Origin of the sequence: Mesorhizobium sp. SARCC-RB16n (genome assembly GCF_008520305.1) — a bacterium.
Classification (GTDB): Bacteria; Pseudomonadota; Alphaproteobacteria; order Rhizobiales; family Rhizobiaceae; genus Mesorhizobium.
On sequence record NZ_ML703253.1, the window covers coordinates 378,172 to 397,658 of the forward strand.

The window sequence follows — 19,487 nt, forward strand, 5'->3', positions numbered from 1 at the left end:
AACGTCTGCCGGCAAGCACGGCTTGTCAACAAAATGCAGAATAACGCCTCTTAGAGCCGCGCGGTGCCGAACACCCGATCCCAGAATATCGACGTCACGCCGAAATTGGCATTGTCGTCGATATGGTGGTGTACAGCGTGGCGGCGCTTGAGCGTATAGAGATAGCTCGGATGGGCCGGATGCCAGTGATGGATCGCGTGATGGATGCTGACGTACCAGAGATAGCCCAGCATAAGCCCGCAGCTCACCGCGCTGGCGGTCGCGAAACCGGAGATCATCCAGACAGGCAGGAACGCCACCAGCGCATGCACGCCCAGGCTGAGCCAGGTGGGCGTGCCCACCGGACTGCGCTCCTCGACATGGTGACGGTCATGCAGATCCCGGATCCAGGGAACGTGATGCAGCACGAACCGGTGCAGGACGTATTCGAGCAGCGTCCAAAGGCCGAGGCAGATCAGCACCGTGCCGATCCAGTCCGGTGCCCCCTCCTCTCCGGCCTCGATCAGCCCGGCCACGCCCAGTAAGGCGATCACCAGGGGATAGACCACGAAGTCGCTGTAATAGCCGATCAGACTCAGCTGCATTCGGACGCCTCACCTGACTTTCGACGCCGCCCCAAACGATTCTCTCAGATTGCCGGACTAGCGCGGGAGGTGCAATGCGGACGTGCCTGACATAGCGTCGCAATTTCCCGGTGCAAGGTCGGCGGTGATCGACGCAGGATCGGCCGACTTCGCACCAGTGTCGCAAACGGACATGCAAACATGGCAAAACGCAGCGCGGGCCTGCTGATCTATCACCCCAGCGGTGGTGACATCCAGGTGCTTCTGGTGCATCCCGGGGGACCGTTCTGGGCGAAAAAGGACGATGGCGCCTGGTCGATCCCAAAGGGCCTTGTCGAGGAGGGTGAGGACGAACTGGCGGCGGCACGACGCGAGACCGAGGAAGAGCTCGGCATGAAGGTCGAAGGCCCCTTCGCTCGCCTTGGCGACTACCGGCAACCGGGCGGCAAGATCGTCACGGCCTGGTCCGTCGAGGCCGACATCGATGTCGCCGCCATCAGGAGCAACACCTTCACCATGGAATGGCCGCCGAGGTCCGGATCGATGAAGGAATTCCCGGAGGTCGACAGGGCCGGCTGGTTCACCTTGCCGGAGGCCGAGGTCAAGATGCTTGCGGGGCAACGCCCGATGGTGGCGGATTTGGCGGAACGGCTGGGGGCGGCTTGATGCGGTCGCGATAAAGCTGCCAACCACCCCTGGGAGCGGGGCAATTGGCTGACGTTCCTCAAACTTCGTCGTCGTCCACGCCCCATCCCAGTGCGCCATCGGCATGCGGGATACCTACCGGCGTAAGTGGCGCCGGGCACCGAATCTGCGATGACCGCGCCAGTTACCCCTGCCAGTTGTGACACGTCGCAAGACCCTGGGATTGACGTGCACGCCCACTCACTGCAATCTATGTTAACCAGCTGTTTACCATGCCGCGGCTGAGATGGGGGGACAGTTTGGAACCGTTCATAGACGCGAACCTCCTGAATTGGGACGATCGGGCCGAACTGCACGCGACCGACAGGACCGGCAGCTATCGTATCGAGAACGTGCTGGCTGGTGGATCCAATCTCTACGAGTTGGAAACGCGCGAGATCGGTGACTTATTCGGCAAGGACATCGTCCATCTGCAGTGCCACATCGGGCTCGACACGATCAGCCTCAGGAATCTCGGCGCGGGCAGTGTGACCGGCCTGGACTTTTCACCAAGGGCGATCGCCGCGGCGCGAGGTTTCGCCTCCAAGGCGGGCAGCGACGTTCGCTTCGTGGAAGCGCCACTATACGAGGCGGTCGAGGCGGTCGGCCGGAGCTTTGATATCGTCTACGTTACCTGGGGGTCGGTGAACTGGCTTGACGATGTCTTCCGTTGGGCTCGGGTGGTCGCCGATCTTCTGCGGCCCGGCGGCCGGCTCTATATGGCCGAGGGCCATCCCTTGATGTTCCAGTGCAATCGCAAGGCTGCTGCGCTCGAATTGAAGGACGATTGGCGAACGCCGGTAGCGCGACCGCTCGTCTGGAACGAGGAGCTGACCTATACCGGCGACGAGCGCACCTTGAAGCATCCTCGCTACTATGAGTGGATCCATCCGATCAGCGACGTCGTGAACGCCTTGATCGCGGCGGGGCTGACCCTCGATTTTCTCAACGAGCACGACACCGTTTCCTGGAAGCATTTTTCATTTGCGGTAAGGGCCGGCAAGGATATGTACGGCCTGCCGGAAAACGCTCCCAAGATTCCAATGGCCTATTCAATCGGGGCAACCAAGCGCGGCGTCGGAACATATCGGATCGTCCAGAAGAAGGTCGATAGCCACTAGTTTCGCCATGTGGCGAATTCTGGTGCGGTCCGCGCGCAGTGTCCGCAGGCGAAAAAATTTTAAGGACTGTGAAGGCTAAAATTAAGTTATAGCGAACTAATATTCCCTTGATGAGGCTTCCCAGAGAGCCTGACTAGCACAGGGAATCTCGCTTATTGGCTGTTTTCGCCGACATGTTCGGCCGCTTGAAGGCGGCTGTCTCTTCGCCGGCGAGGATTCCGGTGGCGATCGCGGTTGTGGTCATTGCCGTTTGCGCGGCGTTCGCTGACCATCAAAACAAAGTCGTTTCGGACCAGGCTGCCCGGGCGGATGTCCTCGCCGAAGTCAATGTCGTTCGCGCCAGGCTCGAAGGAAACATCAACGGCAACCTCCAACTGGCGCGAGGACTGGTCGCGGCAGTCACGACCGAACCCTATATGGGACAGCAACGTTTCGCTGAGCTTGCCAGCAGATTGTTCAACGAAGAGTCTCAACTTCGCAATATTGCCGGCGCGCCCGACCTAGTCATTTCCTTGATGTACCCGATGGCCGGCAACGAGAAAGCCATTGGTCTCGATTACCGCAACAACGACCAGCAGCGTGCGGCTGCCTTGCGTGCGCGCGACGAGCGCAAGCTTGTTCTCGCGGGCCCGGTCGATCTGCAGCAGGGAGGACAGGGCTTCATCGGCCGGTTTCCGGTATTCGTAAAGAGTGCGGGAAATACCGACCGGTTCTGGGGAATCGTTTCCGCGGTCGTCGACGTGCAACGCCTCTACCAGGCGAGCGGACTGCTCGACAAGAATCTCGGAATTGAGGTCGCGCTCATCGGCGATGACGCCCCCGGAGCAAAGGGAGTCCGGTTCTTCGGTGACGAACGTGTCGTCAACGGCGATCCGGTGACGGTCGACGTTCTTGTCCCGTCAGGCTCCTGGCGGATCGCGGCGATCCCCAAGGGCGGTTGGCCGAGCACCCCCGCCAACGCCTGGCTGCTGCGAGCTATCATGACGGCGGCGGCCGCGCTGATCTTGTCCCCTTTTCTGCTGGCAGGCCGTCTCGTTGACGAAAGGCAGCGGAATTACTGGGAACTGCATCGGCTTTCGCAACGACTGGAACTTGCTCTGGAAGCATCCGCCATCGGAGTGTGGGAGCACAACCTCGAAACCAACTCTCTCGCGTGGGACAATCGCGTCAACGAAATATACGGTAAGGAGCCCGGAGGGCCACGCGGATATCCGGATTGGGCCGGTGCCATTCATCCGGCCGATCTGCCCCGTGCGCTTGCGGATTTCGACGAAGCCGTGGCCCGACGGGGCACCTATTCATCCGAATACCGGATCGTTCGTCCAGACGGCGAAATTCGCCATGTCCGGTCCAGGGCGATCATTTACGAGACCGCGAACAATTCGCCGCGAATGGTGGGGGCCGAATGGGACGTCACATCCGATGTAATGCTGAACACCGATCTGGTTCGCGCAAAACAGCTGGCCGAGTCGAAAAATGCGGAACTCGAAGCTGCCAAGGCGCGCACGGAACACGTCGCCATGCACGATTCGCTGACGGATTTGCCCAATCGGCGCTACCTGGATCAGGTACTGGATGATTACGCGGCAAAGGCCAGGCTGAACGGCGGCCGTGCCGCGCTGCTTCACGTCGATTTGGACCGCTTCAAGCACATCAACGATACGCTCGGCCACGCGGCGGGCGACGCGATGCTGGTGCATGCGGCATCCGTTCTCAAGTCCAACGCCGGCGATCGAGGTTTCGTCGCTCGGGTCGGAGGAGACGAATTCGTCGTGCTCTGCACGATGGACGATGGCGATGCCCAGGCGGCCGCGCTCGCGGACCGCATTATCGAAGAGATGCGCAGGCCCGTTTATTACAACGGTCACCAGTGCCGTTTTGGCGTCAGCGTCGGGATTGCAATCGACGATGGTACGAGCGCCGATACCAGGCAGTTGCTGGTAAATGGCGATATCGCCCTCTACCGGGCAAAGAGACGTGGCCGCAACCGGCACGAATTCTTCAGCGGCGAGTTGCAAAGCGAAATCGTCAACACGAAGAGAATTGCCGACGAAATTCTCGCCGGCCTCGAACGAAATCAATTCATCGCATTCTACCAGCCTCAATTTAGCGCCAGGACGCGGGAGATCGTGGGAGTTGAAGCGCTGGCGCGATGGAACCACCCTGAGAAGGGCATTCTGACACCCGACGTTTTCCTGAAGACCGCCGAAGAATTGAACGTCGTCTCGATAATAGACCAGAAAATCCTCCAGCAATCGCTTTTGGACTTCGAAGCATGGTCCGCGCGGAAGATTGGCGTTCCGCGCGTGTCAGTCAACGTTTCGGCACGGCGCCTTCACGATGAGCAACTCATAGCGAGTTTGCGAGATCTGAACATCAGGAAGGGAACGTTCTCGTTTGAGCTCGTCGAATCCATCTTCCTCGACGACAACGATGACCTGGCCACATGGAACGTCGAGCAGATCAAGCAACTCGGCATCGACATCGAAATCGACGATTTCGGCACCGGCTACGCCTCGATCGTCAGTTTGCTCAAATTGCAGCCTCGCCGCCTGAAGATAGACCGCCAGTTGGTCGATCCGATCGTGAATTCGCCCCAGCAGAGGCAAGTCGTGTCTTCGATCATCGAAATCGGCAAATCCCTCGGCATCGAGATCGTAGCTGAAGGTGTCGAGACGATGGAGCATGCCCGTCTGCTTAAAGCGCTTGGCTGCGACATTCTGCAAGGCTACGCCTTCGGGCAGCCCTTGGATTCCGACGGGCTGGAAAGATTCGTTCGATCTCGTCGGTTGTCCGTCGCCGGCTAATTCCGTTCGAATTCCTCTAATTCCGTTCGAATTCCTAATGCATGTCGCCCGGAAGTGTCCTCGGTTCCGGGATAACGACATGCATGAAATCAGAAGCTTACAGCAGTCGGGCGAATCCTATTCGCCGCGACATGCTGTAGGCTTGGCGTGACCTCACCTGAACAGGGCAGCCGTCCACGCGCCGCCGGACGCATTCGACTCCACCGCCGCGGCGACGAACTTCACGCCGCGCGCGCCGTCGACCACGTCGGGCACCTGCGCCGCGCGGGCTGGATCGACCGCGCCGCCGGAACGGTGGGCGCGGATGATGTCGGCGGCGTCGCGGTAGAAATTGGCGAAGGCCTCGATATAGCCCTCCGGATGCGCCGCCGGCATGCGCGACACGCGGCGCGCTTCCGCCGTCGAGCCGTGACCGCCGCGTACCAGCGTGCGGGTTTCCTCGCCATGGACGGAAAAGCGCAGTTCCTCCGGCCGCCCGCCCGACCATTCGAGCCCAGCTCTGTCGCCATAGATGCGCACGGACAGGTCGTTGTAATGGCCGGGCGATGTCTGGCTGGCCAGGATCGTGCCGCGCGCGCCGTCGCTCCAGCGCACCAGCACATGCGCATTGTCGTCGAGCCGGCGTCCGGGCACCGCGGTGAACAGGTCGGCCGACACAGCCTCGGCCTCGCGGCCGGAAATGAAGCTTGCCAGGTTGAAGGCATGCACGCCGATATCGGCCAGCACCGCCGACTGCCCTGCCCTCGCCGGATCGGTGCGCCACTCGGCCTGCTTCTGGCCGTCGGCGTCGATCGGTTTGGTCAGCCAGTCCTGGATATAGGCGCCATGCACCGACACGATCCGGCCAAGCTCGCCCGCCATCACCATCTCGCGCGCCTGCCGCACCATGGCGTAGCCGGTGTTGTTGAGCGTGACGACGAAGCGGCGCTTTTTCGCGCGCGCCAGCGCCACCAGCGCTTCGGCATCACCCAGCGTCGTCGACAGCGGCTTGTCGCAGATCACGTCGATGCCGGCTTCGAGGAAGGCGGTGGCGATCGGCGCGTGCAGATGGTTTGGCGTGACGATGACCACCGCCTCGATGCCGTCCGGCCGCGCGGCTTCGGCCTTTGCCATGGCGCGGTAGTCGGCATAGCTGCGCTCCGGTGCAATGCCGATCTCGGCGGCCGAGGCGGCGGCATTGTCCGGATCGGACGACAGCGCGCCGGCGACCAGCGCGATCTGGTCGTCGAGGCGCATGGCCAGCCGATGCACGGCGCCGATGAAGGCATTGCGGCCGCCACCGACCATGCCGACGCGCAGACGCTGGTGCGTCGATCCATCCGATGTTGCGTAGACCATGTTTTCTCCTCGGGGCTGACTGTTTTAAGGGGCTGATCCCGATGCCGAGTTCTACGGCGCCCCCCGTAGAGTGCCATCTTTGAACGGTTTGCATCCCTCTCTAAGGCATCCAAGCGAACACCATTTCCAATTTCCATATTGCGAAACGATCGTATCGCGCTAGCCTGAATTCATGAGCGGGGCGAGAAAACCATCCGGACGATCCAGTGCCGACGAGGCGGCGACGCGCAAGCGCGGACGTTCGCTGGCGGCACTTGGCTATATACAGCCGCGGAACTATGAGGAGCTGCGCGCCGTGCTGTCGTCCGGCACGGTGCATTTTCCCAAGCGCCTGCGCCAGGTGGCGATCTTCCTGTGGCAGCATCCGAGCGAGGTGGCGCTCGGCACCATCGCTCAGGTGGCGGCACAGGCCGGCGTGCAGCCTTCGACGCTGGTGCGCTTTGCCCAGATCTTCGGCTATTCCGGCTTTTCCGATTTCCAGGGCCTGTTCAAGGACCACATCAAGGGATCCTGGCCGGAAGGCCGCGGCGAGCAGCGCGCCGAGGCCGAATCCAACGCCGCCCTGCATTTCCTGCACGGCATGGTCGGCGCCTCGCAGGCCTCGCTCGGTCGTATCGAAAGCGGCTTCGATGTCGACAGTTTCGAGAAGATGGTGACGCTGCTGGCCGAAGCGGATCTGATCTACGTCATCGGCTCCAAGCGCGCCTTCCCCGTTACCACCTATCTGTCGCTGACGCTCTCGCAGCAAGGCGTGCGCAATGTGCTGGTCGACAATGTCGGCTCGACCGCGCTCGACCAGGTCGGCTGCATCGGCGCCCGCGACGCGGTGCTGGCGGTGTCCTTCAGCCCCTACAATTCGATCACGCCGGATCTGGTGGCGGTGGCGCATGAGCGCAAGGCCCGCATCGTCACCATCACCGACAGCACCTTCTCCCCGCTGATCCGGCTGTCGGACAGCTGGCTGGAAGTGGTGGAATCGGACTTCGCCGGCTTCCGCTCGCTGGCGGCATCGTTGGCCGTCGGCATGGCGCTGGTCCAAGGCGTCGCCGCGCGCCGCGGCACATGAGGCGCCGCTGGCACAATTGACTATCGGGAATTTACATTCCATATTTCCAAAAATAGAAACTTTGTTCCGGGAGGAGGAATGGAGATCAAGCTCGACGGCAAGGTGATATTGGTCACCGGGTCGACGCAAGGCATCGGCCGCGCCATTGCCGAGACGCTGGCGCGTTCCGGCGCTGCTGGCTTGCTGGTCACCGGGCGCGATAGCAAGCGCGGCGAGGCGGTGGCGGCGGAGCTTTCGCAATTAGGTCCGCCGACACTCTTTGTCGCCGCCGACCTCGGAGATCCGGCAGCCCCCGCCCTTTTGGCGCAGGCCTGTATCGAGCGCTTCGGCCGCATCGACGGCCTCGTCAACGCCGCCGGCATGACCGACCGCGCTTCCTTCCTCGACGCGACGCCGGACGACTGGGCGGCGCTGTTCGCGGTCAACGCGCGCGCACCGTTCTTCCTGATGCAAGCGGCGATCGCCGACATGAAGAAACGCGGCCAGGGCGGTGCGATCGTCAACATCCTTTCCATCAACGCCCATTGCGGCTCGCCGGAACTCGCCGTCTATTCCGCCACCAAGGGCGCGCTGGCGACGCTGACCAAGAACGCCGCCAACGCCCACCGCTTCGACCGCATCCGCGTCAACGGCATCAATGTCGGCTGGACCGACACGCCGGCCGAGCGGGTGATGCAGGCCGAGACGCTGGGCAACGGCCCGGGCTGGCTCGACGCCGCCAATGCCGCGCAGCCCTTCGGCCGGCTGCTTAAGCCGGACGATATCGCGAACCTCGCCGTCTTCCTGCTTTCCGACGCGGCCGGGCCGATGACCGGCGCGGTGATCGACCAGGAGCAGGCGGTGATCGGGGCGAACCGGTGAACACCATCGAAACGCTCGGGCCCAGGCTGCTGGAGAGGCTCCCCGCCGCCGTGCAAAGGCCGTCCTATGACCGTGCGTCACTGGCTCCGGGCATGGCCCATCTTGGCGTCGGGGCCTTCCACCGCTGCCATCAGGCCGAATACACGGATGATCTGCTTGCTCTGCAGTTCGACCGCTGGGGGATCGTCGGCATCAACATCCGCCCGCCCACCCTCGCCGACACGCTCGGCAGGCAGGGCGGCCTCTACACCAGGCTGACCCGCGAGAACGACCATGTCGAGGCACGCGTCATCGGCAGCATCGTGAAGGTGGTCGACAGCCAGGACAGCCCCGATCCGGCGCTCGCCGTGCTCGCCTCGCCCGACATCGAACTGGTGACGATGACGGTGACGGAAAAAGGCTATTGCCATATCCCGTCGACCGGCGCGCTCGACCTCGGCCATCCCGACATCATCCATGACCTCGCCAATCCGGACGCACCGCGTAGCGTGCCAGGCATCCTCACACGGGCTCTGGAGCAGCGTAGGGTCACTCATGGACGGAAGCTGACGCTGCTCTCCTGCGACAACATTCCGACCAACGGCGTCATCCTGGAAAATGTCGTGCGGGCGTTTGCCGAACGGCGCGGCGACGGGCTGGCCGACTGGATCGCGGCAAACGCCGCCTTCCCCTCCGCCATGGTCGACCGCATCGCCCCGGCGGTGACACAGGATGATCTCGACAGCGTCGAGCGATGGTTCGGCTACCGCGATACAGCCGTCGCCGTGGGCGAACCGTTCCGGCAATGGGTGATCGAGCAGAAATTCGCCGGCCGCATACCAAGCTGGGACCTGGCCGGCGCGACTTTCGTTGACGACGTCACGCCCTTCGAGCATCTCAAGATGCGGGTGCTGAACGGCGCGCAAACGACGCTCGCCACGCTCGGCGTGCAGGCCGGTCTGGAACACACATTCGATGCCGTCGCCGACCCGCTGCTTTCGGTTTTCGTCAGGCGCATGCTGGTCGAGGAAACGCTGCCGACGCTGATGCCGGTGCCCGGCATTGAGCCACTGGCTTATGTCGAGCAGAGCCTTGGCCGGTTGAAGAACACCGCGATTCGCCACCGCAACCACCAGATCGCCACCGACGGCTCGCAGAAGATCGTCCAGCGCTTGCTCAACCCGATTCGCGACTGCTTGGAGCGCGGCACAAGCATCGGCCTGCTGTCGGTGCCGGTCGCCGGCTGGATGGCCTATCTGATCCTGGCCTCGGCCCGCTTCGGCAAACGCTGGCCGGTATCGGATCCCTATGCCGGCAGGATCGCCGCGATTGCCGACGAAACCGGACGCGATGCGCAAGCACTGGCTTCCGCCATCCTTGCCATCGACACGATTTTCGACCCCGGCCTTGCCGCGAACGAGATATTCCGCGCGGCCGTCACATCAGCGCTGGGCGAGTTGCTCTCGGACGATCCGATGGCGGCCGTCCGTCACAGTCTCGAACAAGATCAGGTCGCGAGGTTGAAGCGATCCAAACAATCGGCATTATAGGTATCGATCGCGGGTTCGCGGTCAGGGGAGGCACAATGAAACTTGGACTGCTCACCGCACCGTTCGCGGAGACGCCGCTTGGCGAGGTCGCCGGCTGGGCAAGCTCTGTCGGCTTCGAGGCGCTGGAAATCGCCTGCTGGCCGAAAACCTCCGGCGCGACCCGACGCTATGCCGGCACCAGCCATATCGACGCTGACGGCACATCGGCCTCGCAGGCAAAAGAGATTGCCGCCGCGCTGGCGGAAAAGAACATTTCCATCTCCGGCCTCGGCTACTACCCCAACCCGCTGCATCCTGATCCCGCCCACCGCGAGGCGGTCATCGGCCACCTGAAGAAGGTCATCGTGCTGGCCGCCAATATGGGCGTTCCCGTGGTCAACACCTTCTGCGGCGGCGATGCTTCGAAGACCGTCGACGTCAACTGGCAGGACGCGCTGAAAATCTGGCCCGAGATCGTCGCTTTCGCGCGCGGCCACGGGGTAAAACTCGCTTTCGAGAACTGCCCGATGATCTTCAGCTATGACGAGTGGCCGGGCGGGCACAACATCGCCTATTCGCCGCAGGTGTGGCGCCGCATCCTCGAAACCTGGGGCGGCGAGGTCGGCATGAATTTCGACCCCTCGCATCTGGTCTGGCAGATGATCGACCAGGCCCGCTTCATCAGGGAATTCGGCCCCTACATGCTGCATGTCCACGCCAAGGACCTGATGATTGATCATGATGGTTTGTATGAGCGCGGAATTCTTTCGGCCGGGATAGGCTGGCAGGTGCCGCGCATGCCGGGGCTGGGCGATGTCGACTGGAGCGGCTTCTTCTCCGGCCTCTACCGCGCCGGTTATGACGGCTCCATCATCATCGAACATGAGGACAGGCGATTTGAAGGCAGCGACGATCAGGTGAAGCGGGGTTTTTTGCTCGCCCGCGACGTGCTGCGTCCCTTCGTCAAGTGAATCGGAGCGTGCCGCATGACTGACCTTGTCAGCGGCGTGCTTTAACGGGTTGGAATTGAAACTGAAAAACAATGTGGAGGAAGTACTGAAATGAAGACATATCTGACCATGGTTCCGCTGCTTGCCAGCGCGGCGCTGCTGGCCTCGGTGGGCGTCTCGTCCGCAGCCGGCAAATACACGATCGGCATCTCCAACACCGTGCAGGGCAATGGCTGGCGCGAGGAGATGGTGTGCGCCATGAAGGCGCAGGCGCTGGCCTCGGGCGAAGTGACCAAGCTCAACATCGCCCATCGCAACACCGATGCCGCCGGGCAGCTCGAGGACATCCGCAACCTGATCAGCGCCAAGGTCGACGCCATCGTCGTCAACCCAGCCGATCCGGCCGGCATCAAGGCGGGCCTCGAGGAAGCCACCAAGGCCGGCATCGTCGTGGTCGCCGTCGACCAGGCGGTCACCGAACCGTCGGCCTACATCATCTCCAACAACCAGGAACAATATGCCTATCTCGGCGCCAAATGGCTGTTCCAGCAGATGGGCGGCAAGGGCGAGGTGTTTTACATGCGCGGAGCGGCCGGCGCCTCGGCCGATAGCGATCGCGACAAAGGCTTCAAGAAGGCGCTGGCCGAATTCCCCGACGTGAAGGTCGCACAGGAAGTCTTCACCGGCTGGCAGCAGGACCAGGCCAAGCAGCAGATGCTGTCGTTCCTGGCCACCGGCACGCCGTTCAACGGCGTGTGGACCTCCGGCATCGACAACGTCATCGTCGACGCGCTGGTCGAATCGCAGGCGCCGCTGGTGCCCGTCGTCGGCGCCGACAATGCCGGCTTCGTCGGCCAGCTGAGCTCGGTCAAGGGTCTCGTCGGTGCCGCGGTCACCAACCCCGGCTCGATCGGCGGTGCGGGTGTGACGCTCGCCCTGCAGATCCTCGACGGCAAGAAGCCGGCACAGCAGACTGTGCTGGTCGACCCGCAGCTATGGGACAACGCCACCGAGGAAGGCAAGGCCAAGCTGAAGGCCGCCGCCGACCCGTCGCTCAGCCCCGAATGGCCGGTCTCGATCATGATCCCGGGCTGGACGACCTACACCAAGGACCAGATCGTGGCGTGCAAGGGACCGGGGGAATAAGCAGAGGCTTCGCTGACTAGCGTCGGCGCTGCCCCTCACTGTCCTGCCGGACATCTCTCCCCGTGAACGGGGAGAGAGAAGCTGGCCGCAACGCCGGCGACAAGCCCCCTCTCCCCGTCACTATACGGGGAGAGGATGCCGGCAGGCAGGTGAGGGGCGGCGCCGACATTCGCAGTTTATTTGAACACACAACCCCGAGAACCACACGATTTGACCACCAGCCCCCTCCTCGACGCGTCAGGCGTCGCCAAGAACTACGGAGCGGTTGCCGCCCTTCGAAACGCGTCGCTCTCCGTGCTGCCGGGTGAGGTTCACGCGCTGATGGGCGCCAATGGTGCCGGCAAGTCGACACTGGTGAAGATCCTGACCGGGGCCATCCAGGCCAATGCCGGCCGCATCCTTATCCGTGGCGAGGCCCGTGACATACGCTCGCCCGCGGCCGCGCGCCGAGCCGGGCTTTTGCCCGTCTACCAGGAGCCGTCGCTGATCCCCGATCTCGACGTTCTGTCCAATCTGCGGCTGACCGGCACGCCGGTCGAGCCGTTCCGCGCCTGGGTGCGCGAACTCGGGATTCCCGACCTCGACCTGCGCGACACCGCGCGCGACATTCCGCTGGCCGTGCTGCGCGTGCTGGACCTCGCCCGTGCGCTCGCCGTCGAGCCCGACGTGCTGCTGCTCGACGAGATGACGGCGGCACTGCCAGCCAACCTTGCCGAAAAAGTGCTGGAGGTGGTGCGCCGCCAGGGTGACGCCGGCCGCGCCGTGATCTTCATCTCGCACCGCTTCGTCGAAATCGCGGCGCTATGCGACCGCGCCACCGTGCTGCGCGACGGAGAGACCGTCGGCGTCGTCGACATCGTGCCGGGGATCGAGGAAAAGATCGTCGAGCTGATGCTCGGCACCCGCATCGTCAAGACCCAGGTCGCCCGCAGCGCCAGCGAGAAGGCAGCGGTCACCCCTGCCCGCCCGCGCATCACCGTGCACAGCCTGCGCGTCGGCACCAAGCTCAGCGACATCTCCTTCGACCTCTGGGATGGCGAGGTCGCCGGCGTGGTGGCGCTGGAAGGCCAGGGCCAGGACGAACTGTTCGCAGCCCTTGCCGGCTCGATCAAGCCATCGGGCGGCACCATCGAAGTCGACGGCAGCCCAGTGAAATTCGCACATCCCATCGATGCCATCCGCGCCGGCATCGCCTATGTGCCGGGCGACCGGTCCGAGGCACTCGCCATGCAGCGCTCGGTGCGCGAGAACATTGCGCTTCCCTTCAGCGCCGCGCTGCGCAACTGGGGCCCGATTGCCATGCGCAAGGAGCGCGCCACGGTGGCGAGCGCCATCCAGCGCCTGCAGATCGACACCCGCGCCCAGGGCGAGGTGCAGCGCCTGTCCGGCGGCAACCAGCAGAAGGTGACGATCGCGCGCTGGATCGCGGCGGACGCCCGCACCATCCTGTGCTTCGACCCGACGCGCGGCATCGACGTCGGCACCAAGCAGGAAATCTACAAGCTGCTGCGCGAACTTGCCGGCCACGGCAAGTCGGTGCTGTTCTACACCTCGGAACTGGAGGAGGTGCAGCGCGTCTGCGACCGCGTCATCGTCATCTTCGGCGGCCGCCTCGTCGATATCTTCCCAGTCGAGGAAGCGGACGAACCGGCGCTGATGCGCGCCGCCTACGGCCTGCCGCGCGGCGCCAAGGCCGATGTCGGCATCCTGGCCGATCCCCAGTCCCCGTCTTCGGGGACGATACCATGAGCCATTTCCTGCGCCGCCAGGGCTGGGTAACAGGCCTGTTCGCCCTGCTGATCGTTCTGTTCATTGCGACAAAACTGATCCAGCCCGGCTATGGCAGCGGCGATTTCGGCTCTCTGGCGCGGGCGGTGCTGCCTTACGCCTTTGCCGTCGCCGCGCAGACCGTCGTCGTCATCGCCGGTGGCATCGACCTCTCGGTCGCCGCCATGATGGCGCTGACCAGCGTCACCGCCGCTTCGATGATGGCGGGTGCCAGCGAGGAATACGCGCTGTTCGTGGTGCCCTTCGTGCTCGCCATGGGTTTTGTCCTCGGCGCGCTCAACGGTCTGCTCATCGTCGTCACCCGCGTGCCGGACATTGTCGTTACGCTCGCCATGCTGTTCGTGCTGCAGGGCGCTGCCCTGCTGGTGCTCGGCGCGCCTGGCGGCGGCGCCGCCGAATGGCTGAAGGCGATGATCTCGGGCACCGTGCCGATACCGGGCCTGCCTGATACTATCGACGCCTGGCTGCCCAAGGCGCTGCTGGTGCTGGTCGTCTGCCTCTGCATCGTCTGGATCCCGCTTCGGCGCTCGCGCCTCGGCCTCTCCATCTACGCCATCGGCTCGAGCGAACTGGCGGCGTTCCGCAGCGGCGTGCCTGTCGCCCGCACGAGGATCATCGCCTACGCGCTGTCGGGGCTCTTCGCCGCCATGGGCGGGCTGGCGCTGACCATGAGCACCGGCATCGGCGCGCCCATCCCCGGCCCCTATCTCTTAGCCAGCGTCGCCGCGGTCGTACTGGGCGGTGTGGCGCTCGGTGGCGGCAAGGGCGGCCTGCTCGGCCCCATCGTCGCCGTCTTCGTGCTGCGCCTTGTGCGCACCGACCTCACCCTGCTCGCCATCGACCCCAACGTCACCGCCATCATCGAAGGCCTGATCATGGTCGCCGTGGTGATGTTCGGCGCCTTCATCACCATGCGGGGGCGGCAGTGATGAAATTCACGCACACCGCTCTGCGGCGCCCCCCTCTGTCCTGCCGGACATCTCCCCCACGAGGGGGGAGATTGGCAGCCTTGGCGCCTCTCCCTCTTCTGCAACGGTGGAGATTGGCGAAAGCCGCGAAGACAGCCAATCTCCCCACCTGTGGGGGAGATGGCCGGCAGGCCAGAGGGGGGCGTCGTAGAGCGCCATCCTTCCAGAACACCAAGCCCATCCCATCGCGAGCAGGAGCCGCCCCATGAGCAGCACCGCGATCACGCCTGCGCCTGTCCCCCTCGGCCGCCGCCTAAAACGCTTCATGGCCGACCGGCCGCTCATCCCGCTGGTCATCCTGCTCGTTATCCTGGTGGTGATCCTGCAGATCCTGCGCCCCGGCATCGTCAACGAGCGCTGGATCGCCAACACCATCAAATTCGCCATACCGCTGGCGATCCTCGCCGGCTGCCAGACCATGACCATGCTGACCGGCGGCATCGACCTCTCGGTCGGCACGGTGGCGACGATGAGCGCCTTCATCATGGCCACGCAAGTGGTGAACCAGGACCCGGCGGTGGCGTTCCTGCTGGCGATGATGCCGGCGGTGCTGATCGGCCTCGTCAACGGCATCGGCGTCGGCGTCTTCCGCGTCCATCCGCTGATCATGACGCTGGGCACTAGCCTGATCGGCACCGGCTGCCTGCAGGTCTACCAGCGCACGGTGATCGCGTCGGGCGCCAAAATCCCCGACTTCCTCGCCTGGCTGGGTACTGGTGTCACTTATGGCTTCCCCAACGCGTTGCTGCTGTTCGTGCCCTTGGCGGCACTCATAATCTTCACGCTCGCCCGTACTGGCTTCGGCCGGCTCCTCTACGCCGTCGGCGACAATGAGCGCGCGACGCGTCTCTCGGGCGTACAATACTGGCAGGTCATCACCGCGCTCTACATCACCTCGAGCGTACTCGCCGGTATCACCGGCTTGCTCTATATCGGCTTGATCAAGGCGCCTTCGCTGTCGCTCGCCGAACCGCTGGTGCTGCCCTCGGTGGCGGCAGCGGTCATCGGCGGCACCTCCATCTTCGGCGGCCGCGGCGGCTACACCGGAACCATCATCGGCGCGCTGATCCTGACGGTGCTGACAACGCTGCTGACGATTTTGCAGATGCCGGAAGGCGCGAGAAGGATCTTGTTCGGGCTCATCGTGCTGTTCGTGACGGCCGCTTATTTGCGGATCGTCGAGGAGCGGTAGCGGCACATCCGGGCCGCTCGACAATAAGCGCCGCAGGCGACAAGGGAGATGACATCATGGAAAAGATCATCCTGGACTGCGATCCCGGGCACGACGACGCCATCGCCATCCTGCTCGCTGCGGGGAACCCGAATATCGACCTTCTCGGCATCACCACGGTCTCGGGAAACCACAATGTCGAGAACACCACGCGCAATGCGCTGGCCGTATGCACCGCCTACGGCATCAAGGTGCCGGTGGCGAAGGGCTCCCCCGGCCCGCTGATCAGCGAACAGGTACTGGCCGTCGAGATCCACGGCGATACCGGGCTCGACGGGCCGGAACTGCCGCCGGCGTCGTTCGAGCTCGACAAGCGGCATGCCGTCGATTTCATCATCGACATGGTCATGGCGCATGAGCCGAAAACCATCACGCTCGTGCCGGTCGGTCCCTATACCAACATCGCGATCGCCATCCGCAAGGATCCACGCATCATCGGGCGGGTGAAGAGGGTCGTGGCGATGGGCGGAGCCTACACGCGCGGCAACATCACGCCCGCGGCTGAGTTCAACGTCTATGGAGACCCGGAGGCCGCCGACGTCGTGTTCCGTGCCGATTGGGACGTCACCATGGTCGGCCTCGACCTCACGCACCAGGCGCTGGCCACTCCGGACCTGCAAAACAGGGTGCGCGCCGTTGGTGGCCCGATCGCCAAGTTCATCCTCGATATCTGGGAGTTCATAGCGACCACGCATGGAGGCCTCCTGCAGATCGAGTATCCCGCCATCCATGACGCCTGCTGCGTCGCGGCCATGATCGACCCAACCGTCTTCACCACCGAGAAGGCCGATATCCGCGTCGAGATTGCCGGCCGGTGGACCAAGGGCATGACGGTCTGCAATTTCGAGAAGATGGGCGGCATGCACCATTTCGGTGGCACGGCGAGCGGGCAGGTCGACTTCCGCCACACCGTCGCGATGAAGCTCGACCATCCGAAGTTCTGCGACCTGATCGTCGACGCGCTGGAGCGCCTGACCCGCGGCAAGGCATGACGCCTCGCGTTGCCCGCGCGACCTGGGCGGGAACAGGATCGCCCTGGCGATCGCACGCATGGTCAATCCGGAGAAGCCCAAACCGAAAAAAAAGAACCCGCCCCGGCGTTAACCGAAGGCGGGCGCTCTCCGTTTACCAGTTCAATGAAGCAATCGACGGCTACCAACCTCCAAGGGCCGAGAGCGTTCCACCGACATGACGACTGTTGCGTCCCCGGGCATTCGTGCCGAGGCAGGGCTTGCGCCGGTAAGCTTTGCCCTCCTGCCCTTGGCGAAACTCAGTCTTTCTTCCACGCCGCGAGCAGCGGGCCTTTGCTTCCATAGACGGGGTCCTTGCCCGGTCGGCCGACCTTGGGGATCGTCACCAGCGCCTTGGCGTGATCGGCGGTGGTCGTGCATTCGTCATAGGTGCCGGACGGCGGATAGGCGCCAACCACGAGAAAGTCGTCGGAGGCGGAGATGCGCTGGTGCCCCGTGCCGGCCGGAAGAACCGCGACATCGCCGGCCTTCAGCGCCAGCGTTCGACCCTTCTTGCCGCCGAACCGGACTTTCGCGGTGCCGCGCGCCACGCCGAGCACTTCCTGGATGCGCGAATGGTAGTGGACATAGTCGTAGATGCCGTTGCGCCAGCTGTCCCCCCAGCCATTGGCCGAGAAAAGCTCCTCCATGACGGCCGCGGGATCGAAGTCCTCCGGCAGCGTGACGGCACCGCGGTAGACCACCAGCGGCCAGGACGGATGATTGGGTACCAGCCCATCATCCCCAAACCTGAACTCGTTCGCTTTTCGTGACCTGACAAGATCGACCGCCTGTTGTCTGTTCGGTCTGGCGGCACCGGTCACCTGTTCGGCTGCTTTCTTGATGCTTTGCAAAATGCTCATGACGCCGCCTCGCCTCAGGGACCCGACGCTGATTCAACCTGCGTGGCCGTCCCCGCATGCATCTCATTGCCCATCGCCGCGGCCGGCGAAACCATGTCCGGCAGCAATATGTCGTTGCGGCGCCCGAAGGTGACCAGCGTCGCTCGCACCGTATCCGGGTCGATCTCACCGGCGATGCCCGCCTTGCAGGCATTGAGGGCGACGGCATGGGCGCCGTTGCGGCTGGCGGCGGGCCAGTCCTGCAACAGCACGTAGGCGTCCATCACGCTTTCGATCTTCCTTGGAAATCCCATTCCGACCAGAAGGGTGATCGGTTCTTCGAACTGCCCGCGATTCATGGCTTTGCCTCCTCTCGATTGTGCAGGGCCCGCGCCGGACCGGACACCGGAAAGCGCGGTCGCCGCGGATAGGATCAATGTGATTGGACCTCTTTTCAGCGTTCAGTCGCCGGCCGTGCCTCGGACGCGTCCGACACCTGTTGCGCGGCCAGGAACATCAGCGCCGAGGCTGCGGTCCGCCGCTTCCAGCCGGCGGCTTCGGCCATGTCGAGCAGTCCCGCCAGCAGCGGCTTCAGCACGCCGCGACATTCGGTTTCATAGGCCAGGAACTCCTTTGCCTGATGTGTCGGCGCGGGTACGGGCCCAAGATCCGCCATTGCATCCATGTCTCTCTCCCTTCAACTGATGCCCGCTCCCTGTCCGGGGGAGCGGGCGGACACTGACCGGGACCTCAAAAGTCCATGCCGGCGCCGGCCGGCATCGCCGGGGCGGCGCCTTCTTTCTTCGGCTTCTCGGCAACCATCGCCTCCGTGGTCACCAGCAGGCCAGCGACCGACGCGGCATCCTGCAGCGCCGTGCGCACCACCTTGGCCGGGTCGATCACGCCCTGGCCATAGAGATCGCCGAACTCGTTGGTCTGGGCGTTCCAGCCCCAGCCGAATTCGCTCTTCTCGCGCAGCTTGCCGACGATGATCGAGCCTTCCGCGCCGGCGTTCTCGGCGATCTGGCGAACCGGCGTCTCGACGGCGCGGCGGACGATCTCGACCCCGGTCTTCTGGTCGGCATTGTCCGTCTGGACGGCGTCGAGCGCCTTGGCGGCCCGAAGCAGCGCGACGCCGCCGCCGGGCAGCACGCCTTCCTCGACAGCCGCGCGTGTCGCGTGCAGGGCATCGTCGACGCGGTCCTTGCGCTCCTTGACCTCGACCTCGGTCGAGCCGCCGACGCGGATCACCGCGACGCCACCGGCGAGCTTGGCCAGCCGCTCCTGCAGCTTCTCGCGGTCATAGTCGGAGGTTGTTTCCTCGATCTGGGCCTTGATCTGCGCGACGCGGCCCTGGATCTCTTCCTTGCGCCCGACGCCGTCGACGATGGTGGTGTTTTCCTTTTCGATCGCCACCTTCTTGGCGCGGCCTAGCATCTCCAGCGTCACATTCTCGAGCTTGATGCCGAGGTCTTCCGAAATCGCCGTGCCGCCGGTGAGGATGGCGATATCCTCCAGCATGGCTTTGCGGCGATCGCCGAAGCCCGGCGCCTTGACGGCCGCGACCTTGAGGCCGCCACGCAGCTTGTTGACGACCAGCGTCG

General features: G+C 64.1%; 18 protein-coding genes. 12 read left to right on the forward strand and 6 right to left on the reverse strand.

Annotated features, from left to right (window positions below; all coding sequences use genetic code 11):
• Positions 1 to 50 precede the first annotated feature (50 nt).
• On the reverse strand, positions 51 to 584 hold the full coding sequence (locus tag C7I87_RS01930; protein ID WP_149902592.1) for a sterol desaturase family protein: 534 nt from the start codon (positions 582 to 584) through the stop codon (positions 51 to 53).
• 180 nt (positions 585 to 764) lie between these two features.
• On the opposite strand from C7I87_RS01930, the gene C7I87_RS01935 reads away from it, so the two are divergent.
• The 3 genes from C7I87_RS01935 (at position 765) to C7I87_RS01945 (ending at position 5,175) form a co-directional block, all read left to right on the forward strand.
• A complete protein-coding gene (locus C7I87_RS01935) occupies positions 765 to 1,229 on the forward strand; it encodes an NUDIX hydrolase (protein WP_149902593.1) in 465 nt (154 codons plus the stop codon).
• Between the two features lie 278 nt (positions 1,230 to 1,507).
• The gene (locus C7I87_RS01940) at positions 1,508 to 2,368 is read left to right on the forward strand and encodes a class I SAM-dependent methyltransferase (RefSeq protein WP_149902594.1); all 861 of its coding nucleotides are present in this window, start codon (positions 1,508 to 1,510) and stop codon (positions 2,366 to 2,368) included.
• A 173-nt stretch (positions 2,369 to 2,541) separates the two neighbouring features.
• Entirely contained in the window at positions 2,542 to 5,175 is a 2,634-nt protein-coding gene (locus C7I87_RS01945) for a bifunctional diguanylate cyclase/phosphodiesterase (RefSeq protein ID WP_188393689.1), read from the forward strand.
• Positions 5,176 to 5,328: 153 nt separating this feature from the next.
• Here the strand turns inward: C7I87_RS01945 and C7I87_RS01950 are convergent, their stop codons facing one another.
• Complete coding sequence (locus C7I87_RS01950) at positions 5,329 to 6,513, reverse strand: Gfo/Idh/MocA family protein (protein ID WP_149902595.1); 1,185 nt, start codon at positions 6,511 to 6,513, stop codon at positions 5,329 to 5,331.
• Positions 6,514 to 6,685: 172 nt separating this feature from the next.
• On the opposite strand from C7I87_RS01950, the gene C7I87_RS01955 reads away from it, so the two are divergent.
• From C7I87_RS01955 to C7I87_RS01995, 9 genes are all read left to right on the forward strand, one after another.
• A complete protein-coding gene (locus tag C7I87_RS01955) occupies positions 6,686 to 7,579 on the forward strand; it encodes a MurR/RpiR family transcriptional regulator (protein ID WP_149902596.1) in 894 nt (297 codons plus the stop codon).
• A 78-nt stretch (positions 7,580 to 7,657) separates the two neighbouring features.
• On the forward strand, positions 7,658 to 8,440 hold the full coding sequence (locus tag C7I87_RS01960; RefSeq protein ID WP_149902597.1) for an SDR family oxidoreductase: 783 nt from the start codon (positions 7,658 to 7,660) through the stop codon (positions 8,438 to 8,440).
• Entirely contained in the window at positions 8,437 to 9,969 is a 1,533-nt protein-coding gene (locus C7I87_RS01965) for a mannitol dehydrogenase family protein (RefSeq protein ID WP_149902598.1), read from the forward strand. The genes C7I87_RS01960 and C7I87_RS01965 overlap by 4 nt, the downstream gene beginning before the upstream one ends.
• 35 nt (positions 9,970 to 10,004) lie before the next feature.
• Positions 10,005 to 10,919: a sugar phosphate isomerase/epimerase family protein gene (locus tag C7I87_RS01970; protein ID WP_149902599.1), complete on the forward strand. Its 915-nt coding sequence runs from the start codon at positions 10,005 to 10,007 to the stop codon at positions 10,917 to 10,919.
• A 90-nt stretch (positions 10,920 to 11,009) separates the two neighbouring features.
• Positions 11,010 to 12,044: an ABC transporter substrate-binding protein gene (locus C7I87_RS01975; RefSeq protein ID WP_149902600.1), complete on the forward strand. Its 1,035-nt coding sequence runs from the start codon at positions 11,010 to 11,012 to the stop codon at positions 12,042 to 12,044.
• A 210-nt stretch (positions 12,045 to 12,254) separates the two neighbouring features.
• Positions 12,255 to 13,793: a sugar ABC transporter ATP-binding protein gene (locus C7I87_RS01980; RefSeq protein WP_149902601.1), complete on the forward strand. Its 1,539-nt coding sequence runs from the start codon at positions 12,255 to 12,257 to the stop codon at positions 13,791 to 13,793.
• Positions 13,790 to 14,761 carry an ABC transporter permease gene (locus tag C7I87_RS01985; protein WP_149902602.1) on the forward strand — a complete coding sequence of 324 codons (972 nt, stop codon included), beginning with the start codon at positions 13,790 to 13,792 and terminating at the stop codon, positions 14,759 to 14,761. The genes C7I87_RS01980 and C7I87_RS01985 overlap by 4 nt, the downstream gene beginning before the upstream one ends.
• Positions 14,762 to 15,005: 244 nt before the next feature.
• Complete coding sequence (locus C7I87_RS01990; RefSeq protein WP_149902603.1) at positions 15,006 to 15,992, forward strand: ABC transporter permease; 987 nt, start codon at positions 15,006 to 15,008, stop codon at positions 15,990 to 15,992.
• 56 nt (positions 15,993 to 16,048) lie between these two features.
• On the forward strand, positions 16,049 to 17,023 hold the full coding sequence (locus tag C7I87_RS01995) for a nucleoside hydrolase (protein WP_149902604.1): 975 nt from the start codon (positions 16,049 to 16,051) through the stop codon (positions 17,021 to 17,023).
• A gap of 278 nt (positions 17,024 to 17,301) precedes the next feature.
• On the opposite strand, the gene C7I87_RS02000 is transcribed toward C7I87_RS01995, so the two are convergent.
• The 4 genes from C7I87_RS02000 to groEL all read right to left on the reverse strand — a co-directional run.
• Entirely contained in the window at positions 17,302 to 17,904 is a 603-nt protein-coding gene (locus C7I87_RS02000) for a cupin domain-containing protein (protein ID WP_149902605.1), read from the reverse strand.
• A 14-nt stretch (positions 17,905 to 17,918) separates the two neighbouring features.
• Positions 17,919 to 18,242, reverse strand: a complete 324-nt coding sequence (locus C7I87_RS02005; RefSeq protein WP_149902606.1) for a DUF982 domain-containing protein — start codon at positions 18,240 to 18,242, stop codon at positions 17,919 to 17,921.
• Positions 18,243 to 18,337: 95 nt separating this feature from the next.
• A complete protein-coding gene (locus C7I87_RS02010) occupies positions 18,338 to 18,568 on the reverse strand; it encodes a hypothetical protein (protein ID WP_149902607.1) in 231 nt (76 codons plus the stop codon).
• 65 nt (positions 18,569 to 18,633) lie between these two features.
• The coding region (gene groEL, locus C7I87_RS02015) for a chaperonin GroEL (RefSeq protein WP_149902608.1) at positions 18,634 to 19,487 on the reverse strand (854 nt) is incomplete at its 5' end.

Excerpts from the sequence above, each read along its gene's own strand:
- C7I87_RS01930 (WP_149902592.1), bottom strand. The coding sequence starts at position 584 with ATGCAGCTGAGTCTGATCGGCTATTACAGCGACTTCGTGGTCTATCCC.
- C7I87_RS01935 (WP_149902593.1), top strand. The coding sequence starts at position 765 with ATGGCAAAACGCAGCGCGGGCCTGCTGATCTATCACCCCAGCGGTGGT.
- C7I87_RS01945 (WP_188393689.1), top strand. The coding sequence starts at position 2,542 with ATGTTCGGCCGCTTGAAGGCGGCTGTCTCTTCGCCGGCGAGGATTCCG.
- C7I87_RS01950 (WP_149902595.1), bottom strand. The coding sequence starts at position 6,513 with ATGGTCTACGCAACATCGGATGGATCGACGCACCAGCGTCTGCGCGTC.
- C7I87_RS01955 (WP_149902596.1), top strand. The coding sequence starts at position 6,686 with ATGAGCGGGGCGAGAAAACCATCCGGACGATCCAGTGCCGACGAGGCG.
- C7I87_RS01960 (WP_149902597.1), top strand. The coding sequence starts at position 7,658 with ATGGAGATCAAGCTCGACGGCAAGGTGATATTGGTCACCGGGTCGACG.
- C7I87_RS01970 (WP_149902599.1), top strand. The coding sequence starts at position 10,005 with ATGAAACTTGGACTGCTCACCGCACCGTTCGCGGAGACGCCGCTTGGC.
- C7I87_RS01975 (WP_149902600.1), top strand. The coding sequence starts at position 11,010 with ATGAAGACATATCTGACCATGGTTCCGCTGCTTGCCAGCGCGGCGCTG.
- C7I87_RS01985 (WP_149902602.1), top strand. The coding sequence starts at position 13,790 with ATGAGCCATTTCCTGCGCCGCCAGGGCTGGGTAACAGGCCTGTTCGCC.
- C7I87_RS01990 (WP_149902603.1), top strand. The coding sequence starts at position 15,006 with ATGAGCAGCACCGCGATCACGCCTGCGCCTGTCCCCCTCGGCCGCCGC.
- C7I87_RS01995 (WP_149902604.1), top strand. The coding sequence starts at position 16,049 with ATGGAAAAGATCATCCTGGACTGCGATCCCGGGCACGACGACGCCATC.
- C7I87_RS02000 (WP_149902605.1), bottom strand. The coding sequence starts at position 17,904 with ATGAGCATTTTGCAAAGCATCAAGAAAGCAGCCGAACAGGTGACCGGT.
- C7I87_RS02005 (WP_149902606.1), bottom strand. The coding sequence starts at position 18,242 with ATGAATCGCGGGCAGTTCGAAGAACCGATCACCCTTCTGGTCGGAATG.
- C7I87_RS02010 (WP_149902607.1), bottom strand. The coding sequence starts at position 18,568 with ATGGATGCAATGGCGGATCTTGGGCCCGTACCCGCGCCGACACATCAG.